The 14,637-nt window shown below is 64.2% G+C and carries 15 protein-coding genes and 1 pseudogene; 5 read left to right on the top strand and 11 right to left on the bottom strand.

Annotated elements, in window-relative coordinates; translation table 11 throughout:
• Nucleotide 1: 1 nt before the first annotated feature.
• Together ACSKB8_RS25405 and ACSKB8_RS25400 are read right to left on the bottom strand one after the other, a co-directional pair.
• Nucleotides 2–1,357, bottom strand: coding sequence for an NAD(P)H-dependent oxidoreductase (locus ACSKB8_RS25405; RefSeq protein WP_438107189.1), 1,356 nt, complete (start codon nt 1,355–1,357; stop codon nt 2–4).
• 138 nt (nt 1,358–1,495) lie between these two features.
• Complete coding sequence (locus ACSKB8_RS25400; protein WP_438107187.1) at nt 1,496–2,401, bottom strand: LysR substrate-binding domain-containing protein; 906 nt, start codon at nt 2,399–2,401, stop codon at nt 1,496–1,498.
• Nucleotides 2,402–2,684: 283 nt separating this feature from the next.
• Here ACSKB8_RS25400 and ACSKB8_RS25395 point away from each other — a divergent pair, with 283 nt between their 5' ends.
• Nucleotides 2,685–3,710, top strand: a complete 1,026-nt coding sequence (locus tag ACSKB8_RS25395; RefSeq protein WP_438107185.1) for a TRAP transporter substrate-binding protein — start codon at nt 2,685–2,687, stop codon at nt 3,708–3,710.
• Nucleotides 3,707–5,587, top strand: coding sequence for a TRAP transporter large permease (locus ACSKB8_RS25390; RefSeq protein WP_438107183.1), 1,881 nt, complete (start codon nt 3,707–3,709; stop codon nt 5,585–5,587). Before ACSKB8_RS25395 ends, ACSKB8_RS25390 begins: the two co-directional genes overlap by 4 nt.
• Before the next feature lie 16 nt (nt 5,588–5,603).
• On the opposite strand, the gene ACSKB8_RS25385 is transcribed toward ACSKB8_RS25390, so the two are convergent.
• The 3 genes from ACSKB8_RS25385 to purQ all read right to left on the bottom strand — a co-directional run bounded on the left by ACSKB8_RS25385 (nt 5,604) and on the right by purQ (nt 7,512).
• On the bottom strand, nt 5,604–5,735 hold the full coding sequence (locus ACSKB8_RS25385; protein WP_438107181.1) for a hypothetical protein: 132 nt from the start codon (nt 5,733–5,735) through the stop codon (nt 5,604–5,606).
• A gap of 104 nt (nt 5,736–5,839) precedes the next feature.
• Nucleotides 5,840–6,814 (bottom strand): tripartite tricarboxylate transporter substrate binding protein BugD, encoded by a 975-nt coding sequence (locus ACSKB8_RS25380; RefSeq protein ID WP_438107179.1) that lies wholly within the window; start codon nt 6,812–6,814, stop codon nt 5,840–5,842.
• Nucleotides 6,811–7,512 (bottom strand): phosphoribosylformylglycinamidine synthase subunit PurQ, encoded by a 702-nt coding sequence (gene purQ / locus ACSKB8_RS25375; RefSeq protein ID WP_438107177.1) that lies wholly within the window; start codon nt 7,510–7,512, stop codon nt 6,811–6,813. Before purQ ends, ACSKB8_RS25380 begins: the two co-directional genes overlap by 4 nt.
• Nucleotides 7,513–7,681: 169 nt before the next feature.
• On the opposite strand from purQ, the gene ACSKB8_RS25370 reads away from it, so the two are divergent.
• The gene (locus ACSKB8_RS25370; protein ID WP_438107175.1) at nt 7,682–8,698 is read left to right on the top strand and encodes a magnesium and cobalt transport protein CorA; all 1,017 of its coding nucleotides are present in this window, start codon (nt 7,682–7,684) and stop codon (nt 8,696–8,698) included.
• A gap of 12 nt (nt 8,699–8,710) precedes the next feature.
• Here ACSKB8_RS25370 and purS read toward each other — a convergent pair whose 3' ends face one another.
• Together purS and purC are read right to left on the bottom strand one after the other, a co-directional pair.
• On the bottom strand, nt 8,711–8,950 hold the full coding sequence (gene purS / locus ACSKB8_RS25365) for a phosphoribosylformylglycinamidine synthase subunit PurS (protein WP_091889056.1): 240 nt from the start codon (nt 8,948–8,950) through the stop codon (nt 8,711–8,713).
• Between the two features lie 15 nt (nt 8,951–8,965).
• Complete coding sequence (gene purC / locus ACSKB8_RS25360) at nt 8,966–9,733, bottom strand: phosphoribosylaminoimidazolesuccinocarboxamide synthase (protein WP_173015815.1); 768 nt, start codon at nt 9,731–9,733, stop codon at nt 8,966–8,968.
• A gap of 319 nt (nt 9,734–10,052) precedes the next feature.
• On the opposite strand from purC, the gene ACSKB8_RS25355 reads away from it, so the two are divergent.
• Nucleotides 10,053–10,376 carry a DUF1476 domain-containing protein gene (locus ACSKB8_RS25355; RefSeq protein WP_128932894.1) on the top strand — a complete coding sequence of 108 codons (324 nt, stop codon included), beginning with the start codon at nt 10,053–10,055 and terminating at the stop codon, nt 10,374–10,376.
• 5 nt (nt 10,377–10,381) lie between these two features.
• Here ACSKB8_RS25355 and ACSKB8_RS25350 read toward each other — a convergent pair whose 3' ends face one another.
• Entirely contained in the window at nt 10,382–11,356 is a 975-nt protein-coding gene (locus tag ACSKB8_RS25350; protein ID WP_438107172.1) for a LysR family transcriptional regulator, read from the bottom strand.
• A 104-nt stretch (nt 11,357–11,460) separates the two neighbouring features.
• Between ACSKB8_RS25350 and ACSKB8_RS25345 the strand changes: the two genes are divergently transcribed.
• Entirely contained in the window at nt 11,461–12,288 is an 828-nt protein-coding gene (locus tag ACSKB8_RS25345) for an isocitrate lyase/PEP mutase family protein (RefSeq protein ID WP_438107170.1), read from the top strand.
• Here the strand turns inward: ACSKB8_RS25345 and cynS are convergent.
• The 3 genes and pseudogenes from cynS to ntrB all read right to left on the bottom strand — a co-directional run bounded on the left by cynS (nt 12,275) and on the right by ntrB (nt 14,606).
• Nucleotides 12,275–12,763, bottom strand: coding sequence for a cyanase (gene cynS, locus ACSKB8_RS25340; RefSeq protein WP_370988880.1), 489 nt, complete (start codon nt 12,761–12,763; stop codon nt 12,275–12,277). The two genes, ACSKB8_RS25345 and cynS, sit on opposite strands and share 14 nt — an antisense overlap.
• A gap of 74 nt (nt 12,764–12,837) precedes the next feature.
• Nucleotides 12,838–13,762, bottom strand: a pseudogene (locus ACSKB8_RS25335) (ABC transporter ATP-binding protein).
• A 4-nt stretch (nt 13,763–13,766) separates the two neighbouring features.
• Nucleotides 13,767–14,606, bottom strand: a complete 840-nt coding sequence (ntrB, locus tag ACSKB8_RS25330; RefSeq protein ID WP_438107168.1) for a nitrate ABC transporter permease — start codon at nt 14,604–14,606, stop codon at nt 13,767–13,769.
• Between the last annotated feature and the right edge of the window lie 31 nt (nt 14,607–14,637).

The raw sequence follows: 14,637 nt of genomic DNA, 5'->3' as shown, positions 1-14,637 counted from the left end.
ATCAAGCAGCCACGTTCGGCTGCCGGAAGGCCGCTTCCATCTCGCGGCGCACCCGCACGGCGAGACTATTGGGATCGTACTCCACGTCCTCCCATTTCAGGCGCTGACCTTGCTCGATATCGGTCTTGAGCTTGACATGGTGGGCGAGGCCGAGCGGCAGGTAGCCCTGCTTCAATGATGCGTCGGCCGGAGTCTGCTTGCCCCAGACGCAGAAGCCGCCTTCGCCGTCGAGCATCTCGCCGGCCTTCAGCTTGCGCTTGGCGGTCGCGACCACGTCGGAGTTGAACACGATCGGCGCGCCGGTCGGCTCCTTGCGCAGCGCTGCGGAGGCGACGGAGATGCCGAGCTCGAGCCCGATCATGTGGATCGGCCGGTACAGCGAGGCATATTTGCCGGTCTTGTCCGGCAGCATGCTGTATTCGCGGAAGCATTCCTCGGAATAGGCGCTGTCGGTCTCGAACACGACATAGGTCCCCATCACGAGGCTCTGCGGCACGTCGGTGCCATCACGATAGACCGAGGACGTGACCTCGGTGACGCCTGACTTCTCCAGCATGCCACCGTCGGATTTCGGCTTGCAGATTTCGGCGTGCTCGAAACGCGTCGCCGGCGGGAACGACAGGCCCTCGCTTTGCGCATGCAGCCCGGTCGCATTACATACCGCCGTCATCTCGATGCCGGACTTGGTGCCGTCGACGAAGGAGTTGAACATCTTCGGGTTGATCGAGTTGCGATCCTTGATCTTCATGTACTTGTCGAGGATGTCCCACACCGTATCCGGCGTCGACTGGTGATAGGTCGGGTGATAGCGCGTTCCCTTGCCGGCAGCGACGACCTTGAAGCCGGCGGCACGCGCCCAGTCGACGTGATCGGCGATCAGCGCCGGCTGGTCGCCCCAGGCGAGTGAATAGACGACGCCGGCCTGCTTCGCCTTGCGCGCCAGGATGGGGCCTGCGACTGCATCCGCCTCGACATTGACCATCACGATGTGCTTGCCGTTCTCGATCGCCTTCATCGCGAAGCGGATGCCAGCGCCGGGATCGCCGGTCGCCTCGATGATCACCTCGATGGCCGGGTGCGTGATCAGCGCGTCGGCATTATCGGTGACGACGGTGCGGCCATGCTTGAGCGCGTCGTCGATCGAGGTTGCCGCATATTGCTCCTCCGGCCAGCAACCGAGCTTGAGCTGCGCGCGGGCACGGGCGGTGTTCAGGTCGGCGACGCCGACGAGATGCATGCCGTCGGTCTGGCGCACCTGCGACAGGAACATCAGGCCGAATTTTCCGGCCCCGATCAGGCCGATGGTAACAGGTTTGCCGGCCGCCTTGCGTTCCAGCAGCATGCGATGGAGATTCATCTGGATTTCCTTAAGCGTTCCTCGGATGACGGCGTTGTTGCAGCCGTGAGGCCCGGCCGCGCTCGCCTTGCACGGAAACGTTAGGCAGCGGCGAATCCGGGGGCAATTCAGATTATCTGCCGCGACGATGTAGGCGCGCTAAACAATCGACACGGTCTGCTGCCCGCTCCAGGCGTCGCGTTCCCCGCGCAACCAGTCGAGGAAGGTGCGGGTCTTGCGATGGCGCAGATGGCCGTGCGGACAGACGATCCACTGCGTGGTCAGCGCGACCTCCGGCGGGTTCTTCACGGGGCAAACCAGGCGACCGTCGCGCAATTCGCGCCAGGCCAGCAGTTCGCTTTCCAGCCCAATGCCGAGGCCGTCGACCGCAGCGTCGATCGCCATGTGGCTGCGGTCGAACAGCACGCGCTTCCAGCGTTCCGCAGGCTCGATGCCGGCCTCCGTGAACCAGCGCGGCCATTGCATCTGCGATTTCACCGAATGGATCAGCCGGTGCTTGAGCAGGTCTTGGGCTACGAGGCTCCCCGCAGCAAACGAGGAAGGCGAACACAGCGGAAAGAAGCGCTCCTTGCCGAGACTTTCCACGAACAGGCCAAGCCAGCTGCCTTCGCCATGGCGAATCTCGAGGTCGACATTCTCCTTGCGGAAATCGGTCGGCTCATTGGTGCCGTCGAGCCGCAATTCGATGTCCGGATTGGCGTTGACGAAGCTTGCCAGTCGCGGCAGCAGCCATTTGCTCGATACGCTCGGCGCGGCGCGCACCGTCAATGTGGTGGCGGAGCGGATGCCGCGGACATGCTGCGTGACGTCGGTGACGTGCTCGATCTCGCGGCTGATCATCTCGAAATAGCGTTCACCGGCCTCGGTCAGAGTAATGTTACGCCCCACCCGAGAGGTCAGCGCCGTGCCGAGATGCAGCTCCAGCGCCTGGATCTGCTGGCTGACGGCCGACGGCGTGACCCGCAATTCATCCGCCGCACGGGAAATGCTGCCCGCGCGCGCCACCGCGTGGAAGACGATGATGGCGCGAAACGGTATCTGCATCGGGAAACCTTTTAGGCCAGCTAAAGTGACGGCGAATATAATTCAATTGTCGCTCGTGGCCAGCGATCTAGGCTTCAGGCTCAAGGCAACCCGCGGCAGACGGGTGCTGATCGAGGAAACAGGACGGCGCGGAGCGCCGGTTCGCCCGGGGGAAGGACGCAAGGCTAAGCCCTTTCACCAGACAAGCGATTTTGAGAACACCGGCGCAGGGCTTGCGCGCGGCAACGAACACGTGCGCCGACAAGACAAGGCGCGGCACAACAGCATCAGGGGAGGACGAACGATGTCGGGTCAGCGCCACACCATCTCGCGCCGCAATTTCATGGCTGCCGCTGTCGCGGCTGTACCTCTGGTCGCCATTCGCACCAGGCCGGCGCAAGCGGCCGAGTTTGAGTACAAGCTCGCCACCGGCCAATCGCTGACGCAACCGATCAACACCCGGCTCGACCAGGCCGTGAAGCGGATCAAGGAGGCGAGCGGCGGGCGGCTGGAGATCAAGTTCTTTCCGGCCTCGCAGCTCGGCTCGGACACCGATCTGCTGACCCAGATCCGCAGCGGCGGCGTCGACTTCCTCAACATCGCCGGCTCCGTGCTGTCGACCGTATCGCCTGTGGCCGGAATCGCCAATGTCGGCTTTGCCTTCTCCGACTACAGCCAGGTCTGGAATGCGATGGATGGCGATCTCGGCAGGCTGATCGCAACCCAGATCGAGAAGACCGGCGCGCTAGTGATGGCCAAGCCGGCCGACAACACGTTTCGGCAGATCTCGTCGTTTACCAAGCCGATCAAGACGCCGGGTGATCTCGCCGGCTACCGGATCCGCGTGCCTGTTTCGCCGATCTTCACCTCCCTGTTCAAGTCGCTGGGTGCCAACCCGACTTCGATCAACTTCAACGAATTGTACACGGCGCTGCAGACGCATCTGGTCGATGGGCAGGAGAACGGCCTCGTCACCATCGAGGCAGGCAAGATCTATGAGGTGCAGAAGTACATCTCCGAGACCAATCACATCTGGGATCCGTTCTTCATCCTCGGCAACCGCCGTTCGGTGAAGGCACTGCCTGACGATCTGCAGGTGATCGTCCGCAAAGAATTCGACCAGGCCGCGATGGAGCAGCGCGCCGATACCACGAAGCTCAACACGACCCTGAAGGATCAACTGGTCGCCAAGGGCATCAGCTTCGAGGTGTCCGATAAGGAGGCCTTCCGCAAGGGATTGTCGAGCGCCGGCTTCTACAAGGAATGGCGCGGCAAGTTCGGTGAGGACAACTGGAAAACGCTCGAGGCCGCCGTCGGGGCGCTCGCATGAGCGCGGTCGTCGACATGCCCGAGGCGGTCACGCTCGGTGACGCGCGGGCGATCCGGGGACGCTGGCCGGAGCAGGTGCTGCGCCGGCTGGTGGAGATCCCGGCGGCGATCGCCGTGGTCGCCGAGGTGATCATCCTGTTCGCCGGCATCGTCGCACGCGGGGCCTTCCATCGGCCGATCGTCTGGTCGGACGAGCTCGCCTCGATCCTGTTCCTCTGGCTCGCCATGCTCGGCAGCGCCATCGCGGTGCAGCGCTCGGCGCATATGCGCCTGACTTTCTTCACCTCCCATTTGTCGCCACGCGCGGAGGCCTGGGCCTCGACGCTCGCAGCCGGCTCCGTCGCGCTGTTCCTGGCGATCATCCTGCATCCGGCGCTGGACTATGTGGAAGATCAGGCGTTCGTGGAGACGCCGGCGCTTGGCTGGTCCGGCGTGGTCCGGGCCGCGGCGATTCCGGTCGGCTGCATCGTCGCGCTGGCCAGCATCTGCCTCACGCTGGTCAGGCGATCGGCGAAGGACCTGTTGGCCGTTGGAATGTTGTTTGCCGCGATCGCCGGAGCACTCTATCTCGCCGGGCCTTCGCTGAAGTCGCTCGGCAACTGGAACCTGCTGATCTTCTTCGTCGGGCTGCTCGGCTGCGCCGTGATGGCGGGCGTGCCGATCGCCTTTTCCTTTTGCCTTGCGACCGTCGCTTTCCTGCTGACCACGACGCGCACCCCATTGCTGGTCGTGGTCGGGCGGATCGACGAAGGCATGAGCTCGCTGATCCTGCTCGCAGTGCCGCTGTTCGTGCTGCTGGGCCAATTGGTCGAGCAGACCGGCATGGCGCGGGTCATGGTCGCCTTCCTCGCCTCAGTGCTCGGCCATGTCCGAGGCGGGCTGTCCTATGTGATGCTCGGCGCCATGCTACTGGTCTCGGGCATCTCCGGCTCCAAGACCGCCGACATGGCGGCGATCGCACCGGTGCTGTTCCCCGAGATGCGCAAGCGCGGCATGAACGATGGCGAATTGGTTTCGCTGTTGGCCGCCTCGGGCGCGATGAGCGAGACCATTCCGCCATCGATCGTGCTGATCGCGATCGCCTCCGTCACCGGCGTGTCGATCGCGGCACTGTTCACCGCCGGCATCCTGCCGGGGATCGTGCTGGCGATCGTGCTTGCCTTCGTTGCGCGCTATCGGGCGGGCGCGGAGGAGAATGGCGCGGCCAAGGTCGCTCGCGCGCCGCTATCCGTGGTCGCAAGAACGTTCTGGGTGGCGCTGCCGGCGCTCGCCCTGCCGTTCCTGATCCGCAGCGCCGTGGTCGAGGGCGTTGCGACCGCGACCGAAGTCTCGACGATCGGCATCGCCTACTGCCTCGTGCTCGGCCTGATCATCTATCGCGGCAGTCTGACATGGAAGAATGTGCTGCCGATGCTGGTCCAGACCGCATCGCTGTCCGGCTCGATCTTGTTCATCGTGGGCGCCGCGAGCGCGATGGCCTGGGCGTTGGCGCAATCCGGCTTCTCGCATGATCTCGCCGCGCGCATGGCGGGCGTGCCCGGCGGCGCCTACGGCTTCCTGCTGATCTCGGTGCTAGCTTTCATCGTGCTCGGCAGCGTGCTGGAGGGCATCCCGGCCATCGTGCTGTTCGGCCCCCTGCTTTTTCCAGTGGCGGCGCAGTTCGGCATCCACGAGGTGCACTATGCGATGGTGGTGATCCTCGCCATGGGCCTCGGCCTGTTCGCGCCGCCGTTCGGCCTTTGCTACTACGCCGCCTGCATCATCGGCAACGTGCCGCCGGATGCCGGCATGCGCCGGATCTGGATCTATCTCGCCTGGCTGTTCCTGGGCCTGTTGCTGATCACCTTCGTACCCTGGATATCCCTGGCGTTTCTATGAGATTGGCACGCCCCCTTCAGGTCGAAAGCTGCTTCTCGGCGATCGACAGCCACTCGGCCTGCGCCTTGCGCAGATATTTCGGCGCGCGGCGCATCTGGATCAGGAGCTCGTTGAAGACCATGCGCGCTTCGGCCGTGCGGCCGACCATTTGCAGCAAGTCCGGCCATTGCTTCTGGAGATCGTCCAGCGTCGCGATGAGCGGTCAGTCGTCTCAAACGCGATGCAGGTTCATGAAATCGCAGCCGAATACAGCTATTGCTTGGCGTCGTCCGCGAGCATTTTCCGATATTTTTCGACGTCGCGCGTCACGAGCTTTTGCAGCACCTCCGGTGTGTGCTCGTCGGGGTCGGGCGCAACGGTCGAGAGGTCGGCGAAGCGCTTCTTCACCGCGTCGGTTTCCACCGCCGTGCGCGCGGCGGCATTGAGCTTGGCGATCACGGCCGGCGGGGTGCCCTTGGGCGCAAACAGGCCGTTCCAGCCCTGCGCCTCGAATTCGGGCAGGCCGGCTTCGGCAGAGGTCGGCAGATCCGGCAGCGTCGCGAGCCGCACGGTGGAGCCGACCACGACGCCCTTCACCAGCTTCTCGTTGATCGCCTGCGAGACGGACGCCGCCGCATCGCAGACGCCGTCGATCTGACTGCCGACCGCATCGGTCAGCGCGGGCGCGGCGCCGCGATAGCCGACCAGCGTCGCGTCGATCCCGGCGGCGGTGACGAAGCTCTTGCAGATCAAATAGTTCGACGAGCCGACGCCGGCATGGCCGAGATTGATCTTGCCCGGATTGGCCTTGGCATAGGCGATGAACTCCTTCAGGTCCTTCGCCGGAAAATGCTTGCGCACGGCGACGATGCCGAACGTCTTCGCCACCATGGCGATCGGCACGAACGAGTCCGGCGTGAACGGCAGTTTTGGATAGATGGTGTAGGTCGCGGCATTGGTGCCGGCATTGCCGATCGCGATGGTGTAGCCGTCAGGCTCGGCACGAGAGGCGCGTGCCAGCGCGGTCGAACCGCCGGCGCCGGCGACGTTCTCGATCACGATGGTCTGGCCGAGCGCGATGCCCATCTGCTCGGCGACGGTCCGCGCGATCACGTCCGAGGTGCCGCCGGCCGCGAACGGCACGATCATGGTAACAGGACGCTTGGGATAATCCTGCGCGAACGCAGCGGTCGCGAACGACAACGCCGCGAGCGCGGCGAGCGACCGCTTCAGCACGAACGAAATCACGCGGCTTTTTCCAGTTGCCGGACGAGGCCGGCGAACAGGCCGCGGCCGTCGGTGCAGCCCATGATGTCTTCGACGTGGTTTTCCGGATGCGGCATCATGCCGAGCACGTTGCCCTTGTCGTTGACGATGCCGGCGATGGAATGCGCCGCGCCGTTGATGTTGCTGTTATCGTCAACGACACCGTCGGCCGAGCAGTAGCGATAGAGCACCCGCCCCTCACCTTCGAGCCGCTTGATGGTCTCTTCGTCCGCCTCGTAATTGCCCTCGCCGTGGGCGACCGGCACGCGGATCACCTGCCCGGCATTGTAGCCGCGGGTGAACGGCGTGTCGGAACGCTCGACCCGCAGATGCACGTCGTGGCAGATGAATTTCAGCCGCGCATTGCGCATCAGGACGCCCGGCAACAGGCCGGACTCGCAGAGGATCTGGAAACCGTTGCAGACGCCGAGCACGAGGCCGCCCTTCGCCGCATAGTCGCGCACCGCGTCCATCACCGGCGCCCGTGCCGCAATCGCGCCACAGCGCAAGTAATCGCCGTAGGAGAAGCCGCCCGGCACCACCACGAGGTCGGTGCCCGCAGGCAGCGAGGTCTCGGCGTGCCACACCATTGCGGGCTCGCTGCCGGAGATCAGCCTCAAGGCACGCGCCATGTCGCGCTCGCGATTGATTCCGGGAAAGACGAGGATGGCGGCTTTCATGGCTTAAGTTCCGACGGTGGCTGGAATCGGGGTGGCACGGAGGGGCCAATTCGCCAAGAGACATAACCATTTGACGGGGATTTTACCAGTGCTAGCCTCGGCAAAGGGCCTTGTACACAGGCTCTGGTCGCACGCAGTCTGACCGCTCGATTTGCCCGGGATTGAAGCCATGAATATCCCGTCGCTGCCCGCATCCCCCTCCGAGCCGGTGCCTACCGAGGGCGTCGTCGCTGCCGGCGCTTATGTCGACGGCCGGCGCGTCGCCAATATCGCCATCAGCGAGGCCTCGAGCTGGCGGGCCAAGCCCGGCCATGTGGTCTGGATCGGCCTGCACGAGCCGGACATGGCGCTGCTCCGCGCGGTGCAGAAGCAGTTCGATTTGCACGATCTCGCGATCGAGGACGCCAACCACGCCCATCAGCGGCCCAAGATCGAGCAGTACGGCGAGGCTCTGTTCATCGTCGCGCGCACCGCGCAACTGGTCGAAGGCCGGATCGCCTTCGGCGAGACGCACATTTTCGTTGGCGATGGCTATCTGGTCTCGGTGCGCCACGGTGCTTCGACCTCCTACACACCGGTGCGCGAACGCTGCGAAAGCTGCCCGCGGGCGCTCGCCCGCGGCGAGGACTACATCCTCTATGCCATTCTCGATTTTATCGTCGACAATTACTCGCCCGTGCTGGAGAGCATTCACGAAGAGATCGAAGAGATCGAGGACTACGTGCTCGCGCACGCGATCACCAAAGCGCAGATCGAGCGGCTCTATATGCTGCGCCGCGACCTCCTGCGGCTCCGCAACGCAATCGGACCGCTGGTGGAGGTCTGCCGCCGGCTGGAGCATGACGAGCTGTCGATGGTGCGGCAGGCCATGCAGCCACTGTTCCGCGACGTCACCGACCACGTCCGCAACATCCAGGAGCGGATCGATTCCATGCGCGAGGTGCTGGCCTTCGCCTTCGAGGCGAGCCTGCTGGTCGGCCAAGCCCAGGAAACGGCGGTGTCCAAGAAGCTCGCTTCCTGGCTCGCGATCATCGCGATCCCGACCGCACTCGCCGGCATCTACGGCATGAACTTCAAGCACATGCCGGAGCTGGAATGGGAGTACGGCTATTACATGCTGCTCGGCGTGATGCTGACGGCGTGCGGCGCGCTGTACTGGCGATTCCGTCGTGCAGGGTGGGTGTAAGCCGCCCGCGCGTTAGACGATCTCGACCCGATAATTCTCGATCACGGTATTCGCCAGCAGCTTGTCGGCGGCTTCCTTCAGCACGGCTTCCGCCTTGGTCTTGTCGGCGCCGGCGAGCTCGATGTCGAACACCTTGCCCTGGCGGACGCTGGCGACGCCGTCGACGCCGAGCGACTTCAGCGCGCCTTCGATGGCCTTGCCTTGCGGATCGAGGATGCCCGTCTTCAAGGTAACGGTGACACGTGCCTTCACGTCAAAGATCCTCTCTCAGCTCTTCACCAGCACCGGGCCGGAGCCCTGCGGACGCTCGTTCTCCATGAGGATGCCGAGGCGCTTTGCGACTTCGGTATAGGCCTCGAGCAGGCCACCGAGATCCCTGCGGAAGCGGTCCTTGTCGAGCTTCTCGTTCGACTTGATGTCCCACAGACGGCAGGAGTCCGGCGAGATCTCGTCGGCGACGATGATCCGCATCATCTCGTTCTCGAACAGGCGGCCGCACTCCATCTTGAAATCGACGAGACGGATGCCGATGCCGAGGAAGAGGCCGGTGAGGAAGTCGTTGACGCGGATGGCGAGCGCCATGATGTCATCGATCTCCTGCGGCGTCGCCCAGCCGAAGGCGGTGATGTGCTCTTCCGACACCATGGGGTCGTTGAGCTGGTCATTCTTGTAGTAGAATTCGATGATCGAACGGGGCAGCTGGGTGCCCTCCTCGATGCCGAGGCGCTGCGACAGCGAGCCGGCGGCAACGTTCCGCACCACCACCTCCAGCGGCACGATCTCGACCTCGCGAATCAACTGCTCGCGCATGTTGAGGCGGCGGATGAAATGGGTCGGCACCCCGATGTCGTTGAGGTGCTGAAACAGGTACTCCGAGATCCGGTTGTTGAGGACGCCCTTGCCCTCGATCACCTGATGCTTTTTCGCATTGAATGCGGTGGCGTCGTCCTTGAAGTGCTGGATCAGGGTACCGGGCTCCGGGCCTTCATAGAGAACCTTTGCCTTGCCTTCATAAATGCGACGCCGACGGCTCATTGGGATGTACCGTGTTTTGTTGAAATCCATGAATTTGGTGTGCTCCGGTTGACTAGGATTAGGACCCACAGCGGAGCTGCCGTGAACGGCTGGGAACCCATCTCGAATCCTTGGAAACAGAACGGGAACCAAGCCTTAGGCAACCTATCCGATTGGCTGTCCAAGCACAATCGATCCGGCCGTCCGGCACCAACTTATACCGTCTTGCCTGCGGCTTAACGGCCCGTTGTTTTGCCTATTTCTGCTCTCTATGTAGGCATGCAGCCGGGTCGCCGCAACGGAAGGCTCCCACTCCATTCAGAGGGATTTGGAACAAAGCATGAGCGAGTTCGACAAGCGCGAGGAAGGTTTCGAGAAGAAGTTCGCCCTCGACGAGGAGCAGAAATTCAAGGCAGAGGCCCGCCGCAACCGGCTGCTCGGCCTGTGGGCGGCCGAACAGCTCGGCATCACCGGTGACGCCGCCACCGCCTATGCCAAGGAGGTGGTCGCGGCCGATTTCGAGGAGGCCGGCGATGGCGACGTCCTGCGCAAGGTCATGGCCGATTTCGCCGCCAAGAAGGTCGCCGTCACCGAGCAGGCGATTCGCGCCAAGATGAGCGAGCTGATCGCGGTGGCGGCCGCCGAGGTGAAGGCCGGGAAGTAACTGGTTCAGGCGAGTCGCCGGCGCGCAATTCCCTTGCGCGCCGGCGACCGCTTTCTGGCGTCCCGCGTGGTCGAGACATCCGGCCCGGCATAGTTGCGGCGGGTGGTCTCGAGCAGGCGATCGGCGGCCGCGCTCAGAAAGCCACCACGACGCGTGACAAGGACGATGTCCTGGTTCGCGGCAAGATCGCCCACGGCGATCGTCGCGATCGAGGCCGCACGCAGCTCCTCCGCGACGTGGCTTCCCGCCAGGAGTGCAAGGCCAAAGCCCGATTCCACGAGCCGCTTCTGCGCGGTGAGGCTATCCACTGCCGTCCACTCGATTTCGCCAAGTCCCTGCGTCAGAAACAGCGCGAACACGTGAGCCGCGGCGATCTCGCGACGCCCGCGAGTCTCCGGGAATGCGATCCAGCGCTCGCCGCGCAGCTCGGCGAGGCGCTTCACGCGCTTTCCGGCCAGAGGATGGTCGGGCGCACAGACGACCTGCAACGCCTCGCTCAGCACCTGCTCGCAGGCGAGATCGCCGGAGCGGTCGGTGTTGTAGCGCAGGCCGACCGTGGCCTCGCCGCGCCGGATGAGATCGCTGACCTCCGCGCTGGTCGCTGTCTGCAGCGCCAGCGTGACGGCGGGATTTTCCCTGGCAAACCGCTTCATGATGGTCGAGAGGCGGCCATCGGCCAGCGTGCCTGTGACGGCCAGCGAAACCGGCCCCGAATTCTGCTTGGTCAACGCCCGTATGGCCTGTTCGGCGTCCTGCGCCCCGGCAACCGCGCGCTCGGCATAGGGGATCAGCACGCGCCCGGCATCGCTGAGCCGGGTGCGGCCTGCCACCCGTTCGAACAGGGGCACGCCGAGCTCCTGCTCCAAGAGGGCGATACGGCGCGAAATCGCCGGCTGCGAACGGTGCAGGAATTTTGCGGCATTCGAGATCCCGCCCCTGCGATGCACCGCCAGGAAGGTGTTGAGGGCGTCACTATCCATCGCGACCTCATGCAAAAAACTGATGATCTCCGAAGAAATAACAAATTTGGCGGATGACGGAAATGCTCCTAAGGCTGCTTGCACGAACAACACGGAGACGAGCCATGACGAGCCAGCTGGACAAGGCGACGGCGTTTCGCGCGCTGCACGAGCGGCCCGGAGCCTTCATCATTCCCAATCCGTGGGACGCCGGTACGGCCAAGCTGCTCGCGGCGATGGGCTTCGAGGCCCTGGCGACCACGAGCCTCGGGGTGGCCAACATGCTCGGCAGCGGCGGCGTCAGTCTCGACGTCATCCTCGCCAACGCGCGCGCGATCGTCGAAACCACCGACTTGCCGGTCAGCGTCGACCTCGAGAATTGCGGCGCAGATGAGCCGAAGCGTGCCGCCCAAGCGATTCAGCGCGCCGCCGAGGCTGGCGCGGTCGGGGGTTCGATCGAGGATTTCAGCGGCGACCGCGATCGCCCGATCTACGACTTTTCTCACGCCGTCGAGCGCGTCCAGGCCGCGGTCGAAATGGCGCGCGCGCTGCCGATTCCGTTCACACTGACCGCGCGGGCCGAGAACTTCCTGCATGGCCGCAAGGACATCGACGACACAATTCGCCGCCTGCAGGCCTTCGAGGCCGCGGGCGCCGATGTCCTGTATGCGCCGGGCCTCTACGATCTCGCCACGATCCGGACCGTCGTCGCCTCGCTCGGCAAGCCGTTCAACCACGTGATGGGCTTTGCCGACCCGACGCTGACGGCCGGGCAATTGTCCGCCGCCGGCGTCAAGCGCATCAGCGTCGGCGGGGCCATGTCACGCTACGCGCTCGCCGCATTCCTGAACTGCGCACGCGAGATGAAGGACAAGGGATCCTTCACCTATATTCGCGACATGGCGCCCGTCGGCGAGCTGCGCGCCGCCTTCGCCGCGGTCACCCCTCCTTAAAGCCGTACTCCGGCACGTTGCCGCTGGCGCCGTAATATTTGTACGGCAGGAACTTGCCGCTCATGGTGATCTTGACGCGGTCGCCCTTCGGATTGGCGACGCGCTCGATGCCCATGTCGAAGTCGATCGCCGACATGATGCCGTCGCCGAACTCTTCCTCGATCAGCGCCTTCCAGGCCGGGCCGTTCACCATCACCATCTCGTAGAAGCGGTAGATCAGCGGATCGGTCGGCGGCATCGGCGTGCCGGTACCGCGCATCGGCACCTCGTTCAGCATGGCAACTTCCGCCTTCGACAGGCCGAACAGCTCGCCGGCATTGGCGGCCTGCGGCTTGGTCAATTTCATCTGGCCGAGAATGGCACCAACGATCAGCACCTCGGAATAGCCCCCGATCTTGTCGCAGATGTGTTTCCAGCTCCAGCCCTTCTCGCGCTTGATGTCGAGCAGCTTTTCGGTGAGGTCTTCGCGTTTCATGTCAGGGTCTCCTCTTCAAAAGCATGATCCGGAAAAGTGTGAAGCGGTTTTCCGTAGATCATGCGTCTATAAAATCACGCAGTGAGTCCGGGGCTGGGCCCGGCTATCCATGGCTGTCGTTGCTCTTCGCCATTCGACGCGATCGTCAGTCCGGGCTTGCCGATCTGAACCACCGGCACGTTGCGCGGATCGTGACCAGGCGTCTCGGCGGCAAAGGTCTTGCTGCGCGTCACCAGGAAATCGATGATGTGGTTGCGCAAGGCGTAGTACAGCGGATGGCGGTGCAGATCGGTGCGGCCGCGATCCCTCGGCAGCGGGTTCTCCACGACTTCGGCGAGCACCGCGCCAGGACCGTTGGTCATGAGAAAAATCTTGTCGGCGAGATAGATCGCCTCGTCCACGTCATGGGTGATCATGAACGCGGTCTGCCCAGTCTCGAGGCAAATGCGCCGCACCTCGTCCTGGAGCGTGCCGCGTGTCAGCGCGTTCGAGCGCCGAGAACGGCTCGTCCATCAGCATCATCTTCGGCGTGATCGAGAGCGCGCGGGCGATGCCGACGCGCTGCTTCATGCCGCCCGACAGCTCGGAGGGACGCTTGTGCTCGGAGCCGGTGAGGCCGACGAGATCGATGAAACTCTGCGCGTGCGCCCTGACCTTGGCGCGATCCCAGCCCCGCCATTTCGAGCTGACGGCATAGGCGACGTTGCCGAGCACGGTGCGCCAGGGCAAGAGCGCGTGGCTCTGGAAGATCACGGCGCGGTCGAGACTGGTGCCAGAAATCGCCTGCCCGTCAACGATGACGGCGCCTTCGCTCGGCACATCGAGGCCGGCAAGGATGTTGAGCACTGTGGTTTTGCCGCAGCCGGAATGGCCGATCACGCAACAGAACTCGCCGCGGGCCATCGACAGCCAGAGATTCTCGAACACGCTCGTGGTGGCGCCGCCCGCGCCCGGATAGCGCTTCGCGATGCCTTCGATGGAGATGAATTTATCGGTCACTGCTCTACTCCGGAAACGTGACCATGCGCGTGAAGCGCGCCAGGATCTGGTCGAGCAGCATGCCGACGATCCCGATCAGGAGGATCGCGATGATGACGTTGGTGATCGACAGGTTGTTCCACTCGTTCCAGACGAAATAGCCGATGCCGGTGCCGCCGACGAGCATTTCGGCGGCGACGATCACGAGCCAGGCAATGCCGATCGAGATGCGCATCCCGGTCAAGATCGTCGGCGCCGCGGCCGGCAGGATCACGGTGAAGGCGCGCCTGACGGTGCCGACCTCCAGCGTGCGCGCGACGTTGATCCACTCCTTGCGCACGCCGGCAACGCCGAAGACGGTGTTGAGCAGCATCGGCCAGATCGAGCAGATGAAGATGACGAAGATCGCCGAGACCGAGGAATCCTTGATGGTGTAGAGCGCGAGCGGCATCCAGGCCAGCGGTGAGATCGGCTTGAGCACCTGGATGAAGGGATCGAGCGCCTTGCTGAGCAGCGGCGACATGCCGATGAGGAAGCCGAGCGGGATGGCGACCAGCACCGCCAGCAGATAGCCGGTGCCGACGCGCGCGATCGAATAGGCAAGCTGGATGCCGAGCCCCTTGTCGTTCGGCCCGTTGTCATAGAACGGCTGCCTCAGGTGCTCCCAGAGCTTTGCGCCGACATCGAGCGGCCCGGGCATCGCGGATTTGCCTTGCGTCGCGGTCAGCCCCATCAGCTTGGCGTATTCCAGGCTCATCGTTGTCGTTGCGCCGGTCGAGCGCGTGGCGAGATGCCAGATGCCGAGGAATGCGGCGAGTAGCGCGATAGAGACGAGGCCGGCGCGGAGGCGGAGGGAGGAGTTCATCGCGCGAGACCTCTCCACATGTCGTCCCGGC

It is taken from the genome of Bradyrhizobium sp. BR 1432 (assembly GCF_051547705.1).
In the GTDB taxonomy this organism is placed as follows: domain Bacteria; phylum Pseudomonadota; class Alphaproteobacteria; order Rhizobiales; family Xanthobacteraceae; genus Bradyrhizobium; species Bradyrhizobium zhanjiangense.
The sequence above is the reverse complement of the archived record's forward strand: the minus strand, read 5'-3'. Positions and strand labels throughout refer to the sequence as shown.

What these genes read in the sequence shown, in the direction of transcription:
- ACSKB8_RS25405 (WP_438107189.1), bottom strand. Translation starts at nt 1,357, where the DNA reads ATGAATCTCCATCGCATGCTGCTGGAACGCAAGGCGGCCGGCAAACCT.
- ACSKB8_RS25400 (WP_438107187.1), bottom strand. Translation starts at nt 2,401, where the DNA reads ATGCAGATACCGTTTCGCGCCATCATCGTCTTCCACGCGGTGGCGCGC.
- ACSKB8_RS25395 (WP_438107185.1), top strand. Translation starts at nt 2,685, where the DNA reads ATGTCGGGTCAGCGCCACACCATCTCGCGCCGCAATTTCATGGCTGCC.
- ACSKB8_RS25390 (WP_438107183.1), top strand. Translation starts at nt 3,707, where the DNA reads ATGAGCGCGGTCGTCGACATGCCCGAGGCGGTCACGCTCGGTGACGCG.
- ACSKB8_RS25385 (WP_438107181.1), bottom strand. Translation starts at nt 5,735, where the DNA reads ATGGTCGGCCGCACGGCCGAAGCGCGCATGGTCTTCAACGAGCTCCTG.
- purQ (WP_438107177.1), bottom strand. Translation starts at nt 7,512, where the DNA reads ATGAAAGCCGCCATCCTCGTCTTTCCCGGAATCAATCGCGAGCGCGAC.
- ACSKB8_RS25370 (WP_438107175.1), top strand. Translation starts at nt 7,682, where the DNA reads ATGAATATCCCGTCGCTGCCCGCATCCCCCTCCGAGCCGGTGCCTACC.
- purC (WP_173015815.1), bottom strand. Translation starts at nt 9,733, where the DNA reads ATGAGCCGTCGGCGTCGCATTTATGAAGGCAAGGCAAAGGTTCTCTAT.
- ACSKB8_RS25355 (WP_128932894.1), top strand. Translation starts at nt 10,053, where the DNA reads ATGAGCGAGTTCGACAAGCGCGAGGAAGGTTTCGAGAAGAAGTTCGCC.
- ACSKB8_RS25350 (WP_438107172.1), bottom strand. Translation starts at nt 11,356, where the DNA reads ATGGATAGTGACGCCCTCAACACCTTCCTGGCGGTGCATCGCAGGGGC.
- ACSKB8_RS25345 (WP_438107170.1), top strand. Translation starts at nt 11,461, where the DNA reads ATGACGAGCCAGCTGGACAAGGCGACGGCGTTTCGCGCGCTGCACGAG.
- cynS (WP_370988880.1), bottom strand. Translation starts at nt 12,763, where the DNA reads ATGAAACGCGAAGACCTCACCGAAAAGCTGCTCGACATCAAGCGCGAG.
- ntrB (WP_438107168.1), bottom strand. Translation starts at nt 14,606, where the DNA reads ATGAACTCCTCCCTCCGCCTCCGCGCCGGCCTCGTCTCTATCGCGCTA.